This is a genomic window from Pseudomonas putida (assembly GCF_025905425.1).
In the GTDB taxonomy this organism is placed as follows: Bacteria; Pseudomonadota; Gammaproteobacteria; order Pseudomonadales; family Pseudomonadaceae; genus Aquipseudomonas; species Aquipseudomonas putida_AF.
Genome location: NZ_CP109603.1, coordinates 1,141,087 through 1,156,714 on the forward strand (window position 1 = coordinate 1,141,087; position 15,628 = coordinate 1,156,714).

8 protein-coding genes are annotated in these 15,628 nt (G+C 67.1%); 6 read left to right on the plus strand and 2 right to left on the minus strand.

From position 1 onward, the window contains the following. The first annotated feature begins 243 nt into the window (after positions 1–243). The 6 genes from OGV19_RS05170 to OGV19_RS05195 all read left to right on the plus strand — a co-directional run bounded on the left by OGV19_RS05170 (position 244) and on the right by OGV19_RS05195 (position 9,848). Complete coding sequence (locus tag OGV19_RS05170; RefSeq protein ID WP_264312427.1) at positions 244–3,525, plus strand: non-ribosomal peptide synthetase; 3,282 nt, start codon at positions 244–246, stop codon at positions 3,523–3,525. Positions 3,526–3,565: 40 nt separating this feature from the next. Continuing rightward, on the plus strand, positions 3,566–5,230 hold the full coding sequence (locus OGV19_RS05175) for a cyclic peptide export ABC transporter (protein WP_264312428.1): 1,665 nt from the start codon (positions 3,566–3,568) through the stop codon (positions 5,228–5,230). 74 nt (positions 5,231–5,304) lie between these two features. After that, positions 5,305–7,524 carry a TonB-dependent siderophore receptor gene (locus OGV19_RS05180; RefSeq protein ID WP_264312429.1) on the plus strand — a complete coding sequence of 740 codons (2,220 nt, stop codon included), beginning with the start codon at positions 5,305–5,307 and terminating at the stop codon, positions 7,522–7,524. A 164-nt stretch (positions 7,525–7,688) separates the two neighbouring features. Beyond that, on the plus strand, positions 7,689–7,997 hold the full coding sequence (locus tag OGV19_RS05185; RefSeq protein WP_264312430.1) for a hypothetical protein: 309 nt from the start codon (positions 7,689–7,691) through the stop codon (positions 7,995–7,997). Beyond that, positions 7,997–9,544, plus strand: coding sequence for a PepSY-associated TM helix domain-containing protein (locus tag OGV19_RS05190; protein WP_264312431.1), 1,548 nt, complete (start codon positions 7,997–7,999; stop codon positions 9,542–9,544). Before OGV19_RS05185 ends, OGV19_RS05190 begins: the two co-directional genes overlap by 1 nt. Beyond that, entirely contained in the window at positions 9,537–9,848 is a 312-nt protein-coding gene (locus OGV19_RS05195) for a DUF3325 family protein (RefSeq protein WP_264312432.1), read from the plus strand. Before OGV19_RS05190 ends, OGV19_RS05195 begins: the two co-directional genes overlap by 8 nt. Before the next feature lie 42 nt (positions 9,849–9,890). Here OGV19_RS05195 and OGV19_RS05200 read toward each other — a convergent pair whose 3' ends face one another. Together OGV19_RS05200 and OGV19_RS05205 are read right to left on the minus strand one after the other, a co-directional pair. After that, on the minus strand, positions 9,891–14,516 hold the full coding sequence (locus OGV19_RS05200) for a non-ribosomal peptide synthetase (protein ID WP_264312433.1): 4,626 nt from the start codon (positions 14,514–14,516) through the stop codon (positions 9,891–9,893). Between the two features lie 56 nt (positions 14,517–14,572). After that, positions 14,573–15,625 (minus strand): TauD/TfdA family dioxygenase, encoded by a 1,053-nt coding sequence (locus tag OGV19_RS05205; protein WP_264312434.1) that lies wholly within the window; start codon positions 15,623–15,625, stop codon positions 14,573–14,575. Between the last annotated feature and the right edge of the window lie 3 nt (positions 15,626–15,628).

Here is a 15,628-nt window from a genome sequence, read left to right on the forward strand (position 1 = left end):
TTGACGATTACGGCTCCTAGCTGCATCGAGTAAACAGATAACTGAAGCATCACTTGAAGAGAATTGATGCTTGTCGCAATCGGTGCGTTGAGCTCTGCAGCTTGTGTGATGAGTAGAGTGAAGTGGCGCAATTAACTAGGGGGAGGGATGCTAGATCATCTTAATTGACATCAATTATCATTTGCGAATAAGATCCCGCGCACTCAATCTCCAGTCGGTTTTTACAAGGGAATTCGAACACCGATGGACAATCTCGATGACGCGTTACTTGCTCTGCTGCAGAGCGATGCCCAGGCACAGCCAGACCCGCTACTGATGCGTGCCCATGACAGCCCGCAACTTCTTTCGTTCGCGCAGCAGCGCCTGTGGTTCTTGCAGCGCCTGGCGCCGCTTTCCACTGCTTATAACCTTACCCGCGCGTTTATCTGCAACGGTGCGTTGAATGTCCAGGCTCTGCGTCAGGCATTCACCGCATTGGTCGAACGGCACGGCGTACTGCGCACACGCTTCATCGAAATCGACGGCGAGCCGCGCCAGGAGATGCTGGCCAGCGCCGCGTTCTTCCTGCACGAGCGTTCCTTCCCGGACGTGGTCGAGGCTGCGCGGCACGACCATCTGCAGGGCCTGCTGGGCATCGAGGATGGCTGCGCTTTCGACCTGTCCCAGGCCCCCTTGCTCAAGGTCGAGCTGATTCGCTACGACGCAACTTGCCACGGGCTGTTGCTCAAGATGCACCACATCGTCAGCGACGCCTGGTCCAACCCGATCCTGGTGGCCGACCTGGCCAGCGCCTATGCCCAGGCGGTGCGCGGCGACACCCCGCGCCTGCCGTCGTTGCCGGTGCAATACATCGATTACGCGCTGTGGCAGCGTGAACGCCTGGGTGGCGCCGCGCCCCAGGCCGACCTGGATTACTGGAAGCACTACCTGGGCAGCCAGGTGCCGGTGCTGGAACTGCCCACCGATTTCCCGCGCCCGGCGCAACAAGGCTTGCGCGGGCAGCGTCTGCGCTGGCAATTGCCAGCGGCGCAGGCCGAGCAGGTCCAGGCCTTCTGCCGCAGCAATGGCAGCAGCGCCCTGGTGATCCTGCTGGCGGCCTGGCAGGTGCTGCTGGCACGCTACAGCGGCCAGCAGGCCTTCGCAGTGGGCGTGCCCCATGGCGGACGCAACCATGAAGCGCTCGACGAGCTGCTCGGCTTTTTCGTCAACACCCTAGTCTACCGCGTTGATCTGGGCCCACAGCTGACCGGCCGCGCGCTGTGCGAACGCCTGCGCCAGGAATCGCTCAATGCCCTGCAACACGCCGAGGTGCCGTTCGAGCTGCTGCTCGAACACCTCGACGTCGAGCGCGACGCCAGCCGCACCCCGGTGTTCCAGGCCATGTTCAACCTCAGCAGCGGCGCGGCGGTGAACTTCGGCTTGGCGGGGGTGCAGACCGAGCGTGTCCTGCCGGCGCAGGACAGCGCCAAGTTCGACCTGACCCTGGATGCCGCGGTACGCCCCGACGGTATCTTCTGTGAGCTGGAATACAGCCTGGAGCTGTTCGCGCCAGCGACCATCGAACGTCTCGCGGCAGGCTACAGCCTGCTGCTCGATGGCCTGATGAACCAGCCCGACGGGCCGGTGTGGCAGCTGCCGCTGCTCGATGAGGGCCAGCGCCACCGGCAGCTCGAACGCTGGAACGCCAGCGAACAGGCGCTGGTGCCGGGCGAGGACATGCTGGCGCTGTTCGAGCGCCAGGTCGCGGCGGCGCCTGAGCGCTGTGCGTTGATCTGCGGCGAGCAAACCCTGAGCTACGCCGCCCTCGATGCCCAGGCCAACCGCCTGGCTCACTGGCTGGTGGCCAATGGGGTGGGCTGCGACGAGCGGGTGGGGATCTGCCTGGAACGCGAGCCCGACCTGCTGGTGGCGCTGCTGGCGGTACACAAGGCCGGCGGCGCCTACCTGCCGATCGACCCTGGCCAACCGGCCGCGCGCAACAGCGATATCATCGGCCAGGCCCAGCCACGGCTGGTGCTGACACGGGCGAACCTGCAGCAGGTGGTGGGCAGCACGGCCCGGGTGGTGCTGCTGGAAACCCTGGACAGCGCCCTCGCGCTGCTGCCCCACAGTAGCCTCGAGCTGCCCGTGCACTCTCGGCAGCTGGCCTACACCCTGTATACCTCCGGTTCCACCGGGCGCCCCAAGGGCGTCGACATCGAGCGTGAGGCGTTCGTCAACTTCCTCCATGGCATCCAGGCCCATGTGCAGATGAGCGTTGCCGATCGGCTGCTGGCGGTGACCACCCTGGGCTTCGATATCGCCGGGCTGGAGCTGTTCCTGCCGCTGGTGCATGGCGCCACCGTGGTATTGGCCAGCCGTGCGGACAGCCTCGACCCGGGTGCATTGCTCGGCTTGATGCAGCGCCATGGCGTCAGTGTCATGCAGGCCACGCCAGCCACCTGGCAGATGCTGGTCGAGCACGACTCGCCAGCCTGGGCCGGGCTGCGCCTGCTGTGCGGCGGCGAGGCGCTCAAGGCCGATCTGGCCGAGCGCCTGTTGGCGCGCCAGGTGAACTTGCTGAACGTCTATGGCCCCACCGAAACCACCGTGTGGTCAGCCGTGCAGGCCGTCGAACAGGTGAGCCGCGCGATCCTGCCGATCGGCCGGCCGTTGGCCAACAACCGTCTGTATGTGCTCGACGAATACCTCGAACCGCAGCCGGTGGGTGTGGCTGGCGACCTGTACATCGGCGGCGCCGGCGTGGCCCGTGGCTATGCCGATCGTCCGGAGCTTACGGCTGCGGCCTTCGTGCCCAATCCCTTCGCCCAGCCGTCGGCGCCAGGGGCGCAGGCCGGCAGCCGTCTGTACCGCACCGGCGACCGGGCGTGCTACCGCGAAGACGGCAGCCTGGAGTTCCTCGGGCGCAGCGACTTCCAGGTCAAGCTGCGCGGTTTCCGTATCGAGCTGGGCGAGATCGAAAGCGCGCTGGTGGCTCTGCCGGGTGTCTCCCAGGCGGTGGTCGTGCTGCGTCGGGCACCGGCTGGCCAGGACCTGCTGGTGGCTTATCTGTGCCACGACGCGGGCGCGTTCGACAGCGCCTGGGCGCAGCAGCAACTGCGCCAGTGCCTGCCGACCTACATGGTTCCGAGCGCGTTCGTGGTGTTGGCCAGCCTGCCCCTGAACGCCAATGGCAAGGTCGACCGCAAGGCCTTGCCCGAGCCCGAATGGGAAGGCGCCGACGATGCCAGCGACGAGGCCCTGGCCGGGCCGTGGCAGGAGGGCCTGGCACAGATCTGGCGCGAGGTGCTCGGCATCTGGCCGATCGCCCCCCGCGCCGAGTTGTTCCGCCTGGGGGCGCAGTCCCTGCAACTGGTGAGGATCCAGGCGCGCATCCGCCAGTACTTCGCCTGCGAGGTCGCCCTGGCCCAGTTGTTCGCCAACCCGGTGCTGGCCGACATGGCGGCGCTGATCGAGCAGGCCTGCGCCACGCCGGTTGTCGATGAACTGGCCGAGATCGAAAAACTGCTGCTCGCCTTCGAGTGAACCATTTGGGCCATTGCACAGGCCACCCCGAGGATTTCGCATGACCCTGTTCCTATCACTGCTCAAGCGTCATCGCGCCCTGCTCAGCCTGGGCCTGCTGGCCAGCCTGATCAGCGCGGCGGCCGGCATCGGTCTGATCAACGAGATCAACCGGCTGATCGCCGGCAGCGTCAGCATGGACCCGGCCCTGGGGGCCAAGTTCTTCGGCCTGCTGGTACTGCTGTTCGGTTGCGGTTTCGGCTCCCAGGCATTGCTCACGGCCCTGGGCCACCGGGTGGTCTACGAGCTGCGCCTGCAGATGGTCAAACGCCTGCTGGACACCTCCATCGAGCAACTGGAAAAAATCGGCGAAGCGAGCCTGTACGCGACCCTGAGCAAGGACATCGTCAGTATCGGCCAGGCCTTCAACCGCATGCCGTTCGTGTTCTACAACCTGGTCCTGATGCTGGGCGGCTGCCTGTACATGGCCTGGCTGTCGTGGCAGTTGCTGCTGATCTGCGCGGTCGGCCTGGGCCTGGGCACCTGGCTGGCCCACGGCTGGTTCGCCAAGATGCGCCAGTTGATGACCCGCGTGCGCGAAACCGATGATCGCCTGTACGCCGCTTACCAGGGCGCCATCGAAGGGCGCTTCGAACTGGCCCTCAACGCCCGGCGCAAGGAGCGCTTCTACGCGCTCGACCTGCAGCCGGCGGCCGAATACGCGCGGCGCAACGAGGTGCACGCCGACCGTTACTGGACCTTGAGCCTGAACTGGACCGTGGCGCTGATCCTCGCCCTGGCCGGCGGGCTGTTTGCCGCGGGCACCTGGCTGGGGGTGAGCAATGGTGTGATCGGCGCCTTCGTGCTGGTGCTGATGTTCCTGCGCATGCCGCTCAACGACCTGATCGGCAGCCTGCCGACCCTGGTGGCCGGTAATGTGTCGTTGGCCAAGATCCAGACCCTGGCCTTTGCCGACTACCGCGAAGAGCCCTCGGCCAGCGGCGGCGAGGTCGACAGCGGCCAGCCGATGCTTGAGCTGCAGGCCCTGAGCTACGACTACCCGCACCAGGCCGACGAGTACGGTTTCCGCCTGGGGCCGGTGAACCTGAGTATCGCCAAGGGCGAGATCCTATTCATTGTCGGTGGCAACGGCAGCGGCAAGTCGACCCTGGCCAAGTTGCTTACCGGCCTCTATGAGCCCAGTGCCGGCACCCTGAAGTTGCAAGGCGTGGCGATCACCCCGGCATTACGCGACTGGTACCGCGCACATTTCTCCACGGTGTTCTCCACCTTCTACCTGTTCGAGCGCCTGGTCGGCCCGCAGGGCGATTTCGATCGGCAACTGGCCCAGGCCTGGCTTGAGCGCCTGCGCATGCAGCGCAAGGTCAGCATCGACGCCCAGGGCGGGCTGTCCACCACCCGCCTGTCCCAGGGCCAGCGCAAACGCCTGGCCCTGCTGGTGGCGCTGGTCGAGGAACGGCCGATCCTGCTGCTCGACGAGTGGGCCGCCGACCAGGACCCAGGCTTCCGGGCGTTCTTCTACCGCGAGCTGTTGCCCGAGCTCAAGGCGCAGGGCAAGACGATCATCGCCATCAGCCACGACGACCACTACTTCGCCATCGCCGACCGCGTGCTCAAGTGCGACGGTGGCCAGCTCTTCCCCTATGACCCTGTTGTCATCGGCACTGGGGCAGGCGCTGCTTCGGCGCTGCCGGCGCCGGTGTGACCGGCGCGTGATTTTCGTAGCACAACACTTAAAAAAATAATGGCTGAAACAGGCCATGCACAGGAGCTTGCGGTATGAGTTACGTTGAAAAGGGGCGGCAGCCGAGCAAGGCGGGGAATTGGCTGTTGGTGCCCCTGGTGAGCAGCAGCATGCTGCTCGCCCCGGCGGTATGGGCCGAGGAAAGCACCGAGGAAAAGGCGCCGCCGGCGTCCATCACGCTGCCTGACCAGACGATCGTCGGCATGCAGACCGAAGCGCCGACGGTCTCGGTAGGCACCAAGGTGCCGCTGCGCCTTAAGGAAGTGCCGCAGACCATCAACGTCATCGGCCAGGAACGCATCCAGAAGCAGAACCTCTACACCCTCGAGGATGCCCTGGGCAAAGTGGGCGGTGTGACCGTGCAGCGCATCGACGCCAGCCGCCTGAGCTTCTTCTCGCGCGGGTTCGAGATCACCTCGCTGCAGTTGGACGGCACGCCGACCACCATGGACAACCGGATCTTCCTGTCGCCGGACCTGACCATGTACGACCGCGTCGAAGTCCTCAAGGGGCCGTCCGGCAGCCTGACCGGCGCCGGTGGTTCCGGTGGCAGCATCAACCTGGTGCGCAAGCGCCCGCAGGCTGACGCGGCGGTATCGGCCGAAATCAGCGCGGGCTCCTGGGACGCCTACCGTGGCATGGTCGATGTCACCGGCCCGTTGACCGAATCCGGCAACATCCGTGGCCGCCTGGTGCTCAGCGAGAACAAGACGGCTTTCCCCTACGATGGCAGCGGCAAGCGTGAGACGAACCAGGCCTACGGCATCGTCGACATCGACCTGACCCCGGACACCGTCTGGACCATCGGCGCCAGCAACCAGAACACCGACATCCGCGGCGCCCAGCGCTCGCTGCCGGCGTTCCGTTACACCAACGCCGCCGGCGAAGCGGCCATGTCGCTGCCGGACGTCTCGCGCAAGAACTTCTACGGCGCCAACTGGAACCGCGACTACTTCTGGAGCACCTCGGTGTTCACCGAACTCGAGCATCAGCTCGGCGGCGACTGGAAGACCAAGCTGTCGGTGCGCCATGCCGACAACAACTATGACCTGACCCAGGCCTACGCCCGCAATGGCGGCGGCATCGACCCGGCCGACAACCTGGTGTCGATGAACTCGATCATGTTCGACTACCGTGAGAAACAGGACGAAGTCGACCTGTACGCCGACGGTCCGTTCAGCCTGTTCGGCCGTGAACACAAACTGTTGGTGGGGACCAATTATTCGCGTTCGGAGTTCTCGTCCAACGGCGGCTACTTCTCCAGCTTCCTCGGTGATGTGGATCTCTACGACCCACAGCCGAACTTCGGCTACCCGGCGTTCCCCAATGACGACCGCCTGCCGACCAACGTCGCCAACACCCGCTCCAAAGCGGTCTACGGCAACATGCGCATCAGCCTGGCCGACCCGCTGACCCTGGTGCTCGGCGGCCGCGTCACCTGGCTCGACATGCACCGCAGCCAGCACCAACCCGAGGCCGGCTCGCCGTCGGAAAAGACCAGCCAGAGCGAATCGCAGAAGTTCACCCCGTTCTACGGGCTGATCTACGAGCTGAACGACAACTACTCGCTGTACGCCAACTACGCCGAGGTGTTCAACCCGCAGCCGGTCAGCAACCTCGACATCAACAACAGCATCATCGCGCCGATCGAAGGCAAGCAGCACGAGCTCGGCATCAAGGGTGAGTTCCTCGACGGCGCGGTGAACGCCTCGTTGGCGGCCTTCCAGATCGAGGAAGAGAACCGCGCCATCCCCGACATGAACGACCCGAACTCGCGGGCCGTGGTGGCCGGTGGCAAGGCGCGCACCCGTGGCTACGAGATGGAAGTGAGCGGGCAGATGACGCCTGACTGGTTCCTCACCGCCAACTTCACCCACACCTACAAGCGCTACGACAGCCCCAACGAGCAGCTGCAGACTTACCTGCCGAAAAACATGCTGCGGGTCTGGACCCTGTACAAGTTGCCTGGCGAGCTTGAAAAGTGGAGCGTGCAGGGCGGCGTGAGCGTTGTCAGCGAAACCTACAACAAGCTGTACGTGCCTGGCATCGACATGGACGGCACCAAGCTGCAGCAGAGCGGCTACGCGCTGTACGACGCGGGTATCGGCTACCAGGTCAACGAGCACCTGTCGGCCGACCTGCTCGGTACCAACCTGGCCAACAAGAAGTACTACCAGCGCATCAATACCTTCCAGGACGGGAACATCTTCGGTGATCCCCGCGCGGTATCCTTGACCCTGCGCGCCAAGTTCTGACGCGCGACAGCAGCGGCGCCGCCCGGCATACTGCGCCGGCGCCGCTGCCGTGCATCAGTGTCCGGCAGACCCGCCCCCACAGATGTCCCGCTGATTCAGCAGGGCAGCTGCGGGGGCGAACTTTTTGAGGCGTTCAATCGCCGCCAAGGAACAAGGAGAGCAGGGTGAAACAACCGGCGTCACGCAAGGCAAGCATACGGGGCCGACAGCGCGGGTTGTGGCTGCTGCTGGCCCTGCTGCTGGCCTACCTGTTCATCTGGCCACTCAGCGCCCTGGCCGCGCTGGCCCTGGCATGGCTTGGGCAAGCACCCAGCGAGGCGGTGCTGAGCAGTTCGATCGCCGCCTTCGTGCTCTACCCGCCACTGGTGCTCTGGTTGTTGTGCGCGCGTCGGGTGTTGCGCAACAGCCTGTGGCTGACCGGCGGGTCGCTGGCGATGCTGGCGTCGCTGCGTGCGCTGGTGGGGGCGGGCTGATGTTCGACAGTGTTCGCCAGGCCATGCTGTGGGCGCACCGGGTGCTGGGCCTGGGCTTTTCCGGGTTGTTGCTGATCGCGTTTTTCATGGGCAGCCTGGCCTTGTACGACCGCGAGCTGGACAGCTGGATGCTGCCGGCACTGCGGGTGGCGCCGGCGCCCGCGCCGCTGTCGCTGGACCAGCAGGTGCTGCCCCGGGTGGCCGCCCTGAGCGAGGGCAAGGCGCTGCTGCAGTGGTATGTCGAGCTGCCCGACGCGCGCCGCCCGCTGCTGCGTTTTCAGGCCTGGAGCGTCGAGCGCGAAGGCTTCAGCCGCTTCCTGCTGCCTGGCAGCGACGGCGTGCTGGCCGCCGCCGGTAGCCGCGGCGGCGACTTTTTCTACCGACTTCATTACACCCTGAACATCAATGCCTGGAACCTCGGTGCCCGGCTGTTGGGCCTGGCCGCGATGGTCGGGCTGATCGCCCTGATCGCCGGCGTGTGCATCCATGCGCGGCTGTTCCAGGACCTGTTCACCTTGAGGGCTGACAAGGCCCCCCGTCGGTTGCTCGACCTGCACAACCTGACCGGTGTATTCGCCTTGCCGTTTCATGCGTTGATCCTGCTGAGCGGCCTGCTGATCCTGTTTCCGCTGTACCTGCCGGCGGCCATCGATGCGTTGTATCCGGGCCAGGCCGGGCAGTTCGCGGTGCAGGCCGACGCCGCCTACAGCCGCCCGGCGTCGGGCGCCCCGGGGCCATTGGCCTCGCTCGACGGCATGCTGGCCCAGGCCCGCCAGCAGTGGGGGGGCGGTGCGCCGGCGTTCGTCAGGGTCTGGCACCCCGGCGACGCCAATGCCTACGTCGAGGTCAGCCGCAGCCTGGCCGACCGCCTGAGCCTGGACGGCCAGACCCTGTACTTCGACGCCGCCAGCGCGCGGCTGCTGCATGAATCGCGGCTGCCGCCCGCGGCCGCGACCCTGGATGTGCTGGCCGGGCTGCACGTGGCGCACTTCCATCAGCCCGCCTTGCGCGCCCTGTATTTTTTCGCAGGCCTGAGTGGTTGCGTGATGCTCGCCAGCGGCCTGCTGTACTGGCTGGCCAAGCGCCGTCTGCAACAGCCCGCACGGGATAAGGGCGGGATGTCGATGACCCTGCTGTGCAGCGTGCTGATCACCGGCATGCCCCTGGCCACCTTGGCCATGCTGGTGGCCAACCGCTGGTTGCCAGCGGCCTTGAGCGGGCGTGCCGACTGGGAGGTGCGGGTGTTCTTCGCCGCCTGGTTACTGGCCGGTCTGCACGCGTTGTGGGGGATCTACCGTTGCGCGCAGGCCCGCGCGCCATGGGCGGCCCAATGCCTGGCGATCAGCGTACTGGCGCTGTTGGCCGTGGTGTCCAACGCCTGGAGTACCGGCGATCATCCATGGCGGGCGCTCAGCCAGGGGTTGTGGGCAGTGGCCGGTGTCGATCTGGCCCTGCTGGCTTGCGCCCTGCTGGCCGGCAGCCTGGGCTGGCGCCTGCGGCGGTGGGCTGCGCCCGGGCACAGGTTGGCGGAGGTCAAGGATGCCTGAGTGGCTGGTGAGTTTGGCCGGGCTGGGTTTGCAGACACTGGGCCTGGCGCTGCTGGCCCTGAGTCAGGCCGGCCATTGGCGGCAAGTGATGCAGCCACACGCCTTTCCCGGTACGCGAGCCTTACGCCTGTCAGCGCTGCTGGTATCGAGCTTGGCATGGCTGGTGGTGCAGGCCAGCCTGGGGCTGGCGATGGGGACGTTGTTCTGGGTACTGGCGCTGGTGCCCTGCGGCCTCGGCGTGAGCGTGTTGCTGTACTGGCGCAAGGCCTGGTTGCACCGGCTGGGCCGGTGCTTTTGCCGCTGAGCCCACGCGCTGGCCTGGGTACGGCCAGCGCGCGGGTCAGGGTCAGGCGTGGCGGTAGCGGCTCAGCACGTTCAGCAGGTCGTCCAGGCGCGGGTTGAGGAACACCAGGTGGGCCGGTACCTGGGTGCCCCACAGCTGTTGTACGCGGGCACACAGCAGCACGGCCTTGAGCGAGCTGCCGCCCACCTCGAAGAAATGCGCCTGCTCATCCAGTGTTGGCAGCTCCAGCACCTCGCGTAGCAGTTGCGCCACCTGCTCGCGGGCGTCGGGTTGCTGCCCCGCGTGTGCCGCTGGCTGTGGCCGCAGGCGTTGCACCAGGGCCTCGAACGACGGTGCCGGCTGGCCGGGCAGGGCTTCGAGCAGGGCCTGCAGGTCCTCGCCAAGCGCCTCGATGCTGGCGTGCTCGAACAGGTCGGTGCTGTAGGTGAAGGTGGCGATCAGCCCCTGTTCACGCTCGCTGACATCCAGCATCAGGTCGAACAGCGTACTGCGCTTGCCATGGTCTTCGTTCAGCGGCTCGATGCTCAGGTCTCCGAACGCCGACGAGCGCAGGTTGCGCTCCTGGTGCAGGTCGAACATCACCTGCAGCAGCGGCGCGCTGTGCTGCTGGGCGCCGGGCAGGGCCTGCAACAGTTGCTCGAACGGCAGGTCCTGGTTGGCATGGGCGTGCAGCAAGTTGTCGCGCACCTGGTGCAGCACGCTGTCGAAGTGCGGGTTGCCGGCCAGGTCGGTGCGCAGCGCCAGGGTGTTGACGAAGAAGCCGACCAGCCCCTCCAGCTCCTGGTGATGGCGGTTGGCAATGGGGATGCCGATGCGGATCGCCGATTGCTGGCTGTGGCCTGCCAGCAGCACGTTGAATGCTGCCAGCAAGGTCATGAACAGCGTGCAGCCCTGTTCGCGGCTGTAGGCGTGCAGGGCCTGGGCCAGTTGCGGGCCCAGCACCAGGCTGTGCTCGGCGCCACGGTGGCTGGGCAGGGCCGGACGCGGCAGCATGCACGGCAGTTGCAGCAGGCTGCGGTCCTCACCCAGGTGCTCCAGCCAGAAGTCCAGCTGCGGCTTGAGCGCCGCCTGGCTAAGCTCGCGGCGCTGCCATTGGGCGAAGTCGGCGTACTGCAGTTGCGGCTCGGCCAACGGCGAGGGCTGGCCATGGCTGAAGGCGCTGTACAGGGCGATCAGCTCGCGGGTGAACACGCGCATCGACCAGCCATCGAAGGCGATATGGTGCAGGGTCAGCCACAGCACGTGTTCGTCGGCTGCCAGGCGCACCAGGCCGGCGCGCAGCAGTGGCCCGTGCGCAAGGTCGAAGCGGTGCGCGGCCTGGGCCTGAAGTTCCTGGCGCAGGCGCTGGCTGCGCTGCGCGTCAGGCAGACGGCTCAAGTCGATCAGGCCCAGAGCGAAGTCCTCGGCCGCTTGTACCTGCTGCACCGGCCGGTCACCGTCCAGGGCGAAGGTGGTGCGCAGGCTTGCATGGCGCTGCAGCAGCACGCTGAAGCTGCGCTCCAGGGCAGGCAGGTCGAGAGCGCCGCGCAGGCGAACCGCTTCGGGCACGTTATAGGTGGTGCTGCCTGGGTGCAGGCGGTCGAACAGCCACAGGCGCTCCTGGGCGTAGGACAGCGGCAGTGGCGCTTCGCTGTGTTGCGCACGGATCGGCGGCAGCGTCGAGGCCTCGGCCCGCGGCAGGGCCTGGTCGGCGAATGCACCCAGGGTCGGGTGCTGGAACAGCGCCCGCACCGGCACTTCGAGGCCCAGGCTGCTGCGCAGGCGCGAAACCAGGCGGGTAGCGGTCAGCGAGTGGCCGCCGAGCTCGAAGAAGTTGTCATCCAGCCCCACCTGTTCAACGCCGAGTACCTCGGCCCACAACGCCGCCAGCGTGGCTTCGCGCTCGGTGCCCGGCGCCCGGTAGCTGGCCCGGCGTTCACGCACCGGTGCCGGCAAGGCCTTGCGGTCGAGTTTGCCGTTGGGGGTCAGGGGGAAGGCCGCGAGCATCACATAGGTTTTCGGCACCATGTGCTCCGGCATGTGCAGGCCCAGGTGCGCCTGCAGTGCGGTAGCACCCGGGCAGGCATCGCGGGCGACCACGTAGGCGACCAGTTCGTTGTCACCGCTGTCGTTGGCGCGTGCCACCACGGCGGCCTCGCGCACGCCTGGGTGGGTGAGCAGGTGTGCTTCGATCTCGCCCAGCTCGATGCGGAAGCCGCGAATCTTCACCTGGTCGTCGATACGCCCGAGGAACTCGATGTTGCCTTCGGCGTTCACCCGGCCCAGGTCACCGCTGCGGTACAGCAGGCTGCCGGCCGGGTTCAGCGGGTTGTTCAGGAAGCGCTCGGCGCTGAGGTCGGGGCGGCCCAGGTAGCCTTGGGTGATGCCAGCGCCGCTGAGGTAGATTTCGCCGCTGACGCCGGTCGCCACCGGGCGCAGTTGGGCGTCGAGCACGTACAGCTGCATGTTGGCGATGGCTTTGCCGATCGGCAGCACGCCGTGTTCGTCACCCCGGGCGCGGTAGTAGCTGCACCACACGGTGCCCTCGGTCGGCCCGTACTCGTTGTACAGCTGGGCCTGGGCGCACTGCTGCCGGTGCTGGCGGGCCAGGCTGGCCGGACAGGCTTCACCGGCGACAATGGCGCAGCGCAGGCTGCCCAGCTGATCGGCGGCCTGTTCCAGCACCTGCCCGTACAGCGACGGCAGCATCAGGGTGTGGCTGATCTGCCGGGCGCCGATCAGTCGGCCCAGGGCCAGGGCGTCCTGCACCTGGTCGTCTTGGGGCAGGCACAGTTCGCCGCCTTGGGCCAGGGTCCAGAACAGCCCGGCCACCGAGCTGTCGAAGGCCAGCCCCGAAACCAGCAGGAAGGCTTGCAGCGGCTCTTGATAGGCAAGCAGGCGCGCGGCGGTAGAGTGCACCGCATTGCGGTGCGACACCATCACGCCCTTGGGGCGGCCGGTGGAACCGGAGGTGAAGATCAGGTAGGCCAGGCTGTCGCCGTCGCTCACCGGCTCCGGGCGCTGCGTGGGCAGTTCATGCTCGGCGAGGCGGTCGAGCCACAGGGTGCGGTAGTCGCCCTTGGGCAGGCGTGGCTCCAGGTTGCTCAGGCTCAGCAGCAGGGTGGCGCGGGTCTGCTCAAGCACGTCGCTCAGGCGTTCGGCCGGGTAGCTCGGGTCCAGCGGCAGGTAAGCACCGCCGGCCTTGAGGATGCCGAGGATACCGACGATCGCGTCGAGGCCGCGGCCCATGAACAGGCCCACGGCCTGCCCGGGGGCCAGGCCGGCGTTGCGCAGCTGGTGAGCCAACTGGTTGGCCCGCGCCTCCAGTGCCTGGTAGCTCAGGTGCGCATCGCCGTGGCGCACGGCGATGGCTTCTGGCCGGGCGGCAACCTGTTGTTCTAACAGCTGGTGCAGCAGCGCCGGGGTCTGCTGCTGCACCTCGGTGCGGTTCAACGCCGCGAGCCAGTCCTGGTGTGCGGCACTGATGCCTGAGGCTTCGCCCAGTGGGTGCTGGCTGGCGGCGCTGGCTTGCAGGGTGAGGGTGAGGAACTGGTCGAGCAGCAGCCCGGCGGCGGCGGCGTCCAGGCGGGCGGCATCGTAGTGCAGGTGGAAGGCGAAGCCTTCGGGCTGTTCCAGGACTTCCAGCAACAGGCTATGGGCGCAGGTTTCACCGTGCACCGCCAGCACCGGCCAGGCCGAGGCCAGCGGTTGGCGAAGGCGGAAGCCGAAAGGCGTGTTCTGGGCCTGGGCCGGCCATTCTTCCTGCCAGGTGCGCGCCTGTTCGAGCAATTGGATGAAGCCGGGGAGGGCGTTGGCCAGGGTGTCCTGGTCATCCGGCGCCAGGTGCAGTGGCAGGCGTTTGCCGTAGGGCCCCTGGGCGTTCGCGGTGGCGCTGTTGCGACCATCGTGGGCCCAGCCCAGCAGGACCTGGGGTTGACCCAGGTGGCGCTTGAGCAGCAGTGCCCAGCACCAGCCGAACAGCGCCTCGGCCGAGGCGCCAAGCCCGGCCAGGGCGCTGCCGATGTGGTCCTGGAAGGCCGCGTCCGGGGTGCGCGCAAGGCAGGCTGGCTGTGCCGGCAGTGCGGCCTCGCCGCGCTGGAAGGGGTGCTGCACCAGGTACTGGTCGGCAGCGTCGGCCTGTTGGCGCTGCCAGAAGGCGCGCCCGGCGTCGCTGTCGCTGCTACCCAGGTGCTCGAACTGCCATTCGGCGAAGTCGGCGAACTGCACGGCTTCCTCGTCCGCTGGCAGGCCCAGATAGAGTGCCTGCCATTGCTGCAGCAGCAGCTGCAGGGTGGTGTGGTCGGCGTTGGCCGCCGGCAGCGCCAGGCAGGCCCGTGGCGGCGTGGCCTGGGTCAGCGCGACGGCCAGGCTGGCCTCGGCCAATGCGCTGGCCAGCAGGCTGTGCAGGGCGGGCTGGGGCAGGTCGTCGGCGACCTCGCGCCAGTCGATGCGCAGTTGCTCGTCGATGACCTGTACCGGCAGTTGCATGCCGGGGCTGGCCACCAGGCGGGTGCGCAGGATCTCGTGCTGCTCCAGCACCTGCGCGAGGGTCGTTCGCAGGCGGATGAGGTCGGTGCCCTCAGGCAGGCTGAAGGTCAGGAACAGTGTGGCGTCGCGTCCGCTGGCATGCGACCAGTGAGCGTTTTGTTGCAGGGCGGGGCGAAAGCCCTCGATGGCGATGCTGGACATGATGAGGAGGCCTTGAATAGGGGGCAGAGTCGAAAACCGTGAACCGTGGGGGCGCGTCAGGACCTGAGCGCCACGTCCGTGCTGTTCAGGGCTTCGGCCATCGACACCAGGATGCGTCGGGGGCTGTCGTATTCGTTGCGTGCGTGCACCGAGAGCATGTTGTCCAGCAGCAGCACGTCGCCGTGGCGCCAGGGGAACTCGGTCATGTGCTGCAGGTAGATACCGCGCAGGTGCTCAAGCACCTGCGGCTCGATCGGGCTGCCGTCGCCGTAGAAGGTGTTCTGCGGCAGGTCGTCATCGGCGAAGTCGGCCTGCAGCGCATCGCGCACGCTGGCCGGCAGGGTGCTGACGTGGAAGAAGGTGGCGTGGTTGAACCACAGCGTCTCGCCGGTGCGCGGATGGCGCACCAGGGCCGGGCCTACCTGGCGGGTGCGCAGGCGGCCGTCGGCCTTCCACTCGGTCTGGATGCCGACGCTGGCGCAGTAGGCATCCACCAGGGCGCGGTCCTCGGTCTGGAACACGGTCTGCCAGGGCAGGCCGAAGCCGTCGCCATAGTTGCGCACGTACATGATGCCCAGGCGGGCGAAGCGCTCGCGCACCTCGGGGTCGATTGCCTGGCTGATCGCCCGGGTGTCGCCGATCGGCGTTTCACCGCGCGACAGTGGCGCGATATCGCACCACAGGAAGATCTTCAGCGGGAACACCGGCGAGTAGGAGTGTTCGTTGTGCGGGAAGATCCGCTGGTCCTTGGGGTAGTCGGTGGAGGTGTAGATGTTCAGGCGCGGGTCCACCTGGGTGCGCGGCGAGGCGCGGAATTTGTACTCCAAGGCGCCGCCGGACAGCGCACTGATGCAGTTGTCGAAGGCTTCGGCGTTGTCCACCTGGAAGTTGCGAAACAGCAGTGCGCCGTGTTCGAGCAGCTTGCGCTCGATCAGCTCGCGGTTGGCCTCGGCCCAAGCCACCAGATTGATGCCGGGGCCGGCCGGTTCGCACACGGCGGTGTAGGTGCTGCCTGGGTTGAGCGGGGTGAACCGGACCAGTGCGTCTTCATCCACACGGATGGTCTTGCGGCGCATTCCGCCGAGTTTGGCAATCGCGGGGCTGTTCATGTC

Excerpts from the sequence above, each read along its gene's own strand:
- OGV19_RS05170 (WP_264312427.1), top strand. The coding sequence starts at position 244 with ATGGACAATCTCGATGACGCGTTACTTGCTCTGCTGCAGAGCGATGCC.
- OGV19_RS05175 (WP_264312428.1), top strand. The coding sequence starts at position 3,566 with ATGACCCTGTTCCTATCACTGCTCAAGCGTCATCGCGCCCTGCTCAGC.
- OGV19_RS05180 (WP_264312429.1), top strand. The coding sequence starts at position 5,305 with ATGAGTTACGTTGAAAAGGGGCGGCAGCCGAGCAAGGCGGGGAATTGG.
- OGV19_RS05190 (WP_264312431.1), top strand. The coding sequence starts at position 7,997 with ATGTTCGACAGTGTTCGCCAGGCCATGCTGTGGGCGCACCGGGTGCTG.
- OGV19_RS05195 (WP_264312432.1), top strand. The coding sequence starts at position 9,537 with ATGCCTGAGTGGCTGGTGAGTTTGGCCGGGCTGGGTTTGCAGACACTG.
- OGV19_RS05200 (WP_264312433.1), bottom strand. The coding sequence starts at position 14,516 with ATGTCCAGCATCGCCATCGAGGGCTTTCGCCCCGCCCTGCAACAAAAC.
- OGV19_RS05205 (WP_264312434.1), bottom strand. The coding sequence starts at position 15,625 with ATGAACAGCCCCGCGATTGCCAAACTCGGCGGAATGCGCCGCAAGACC.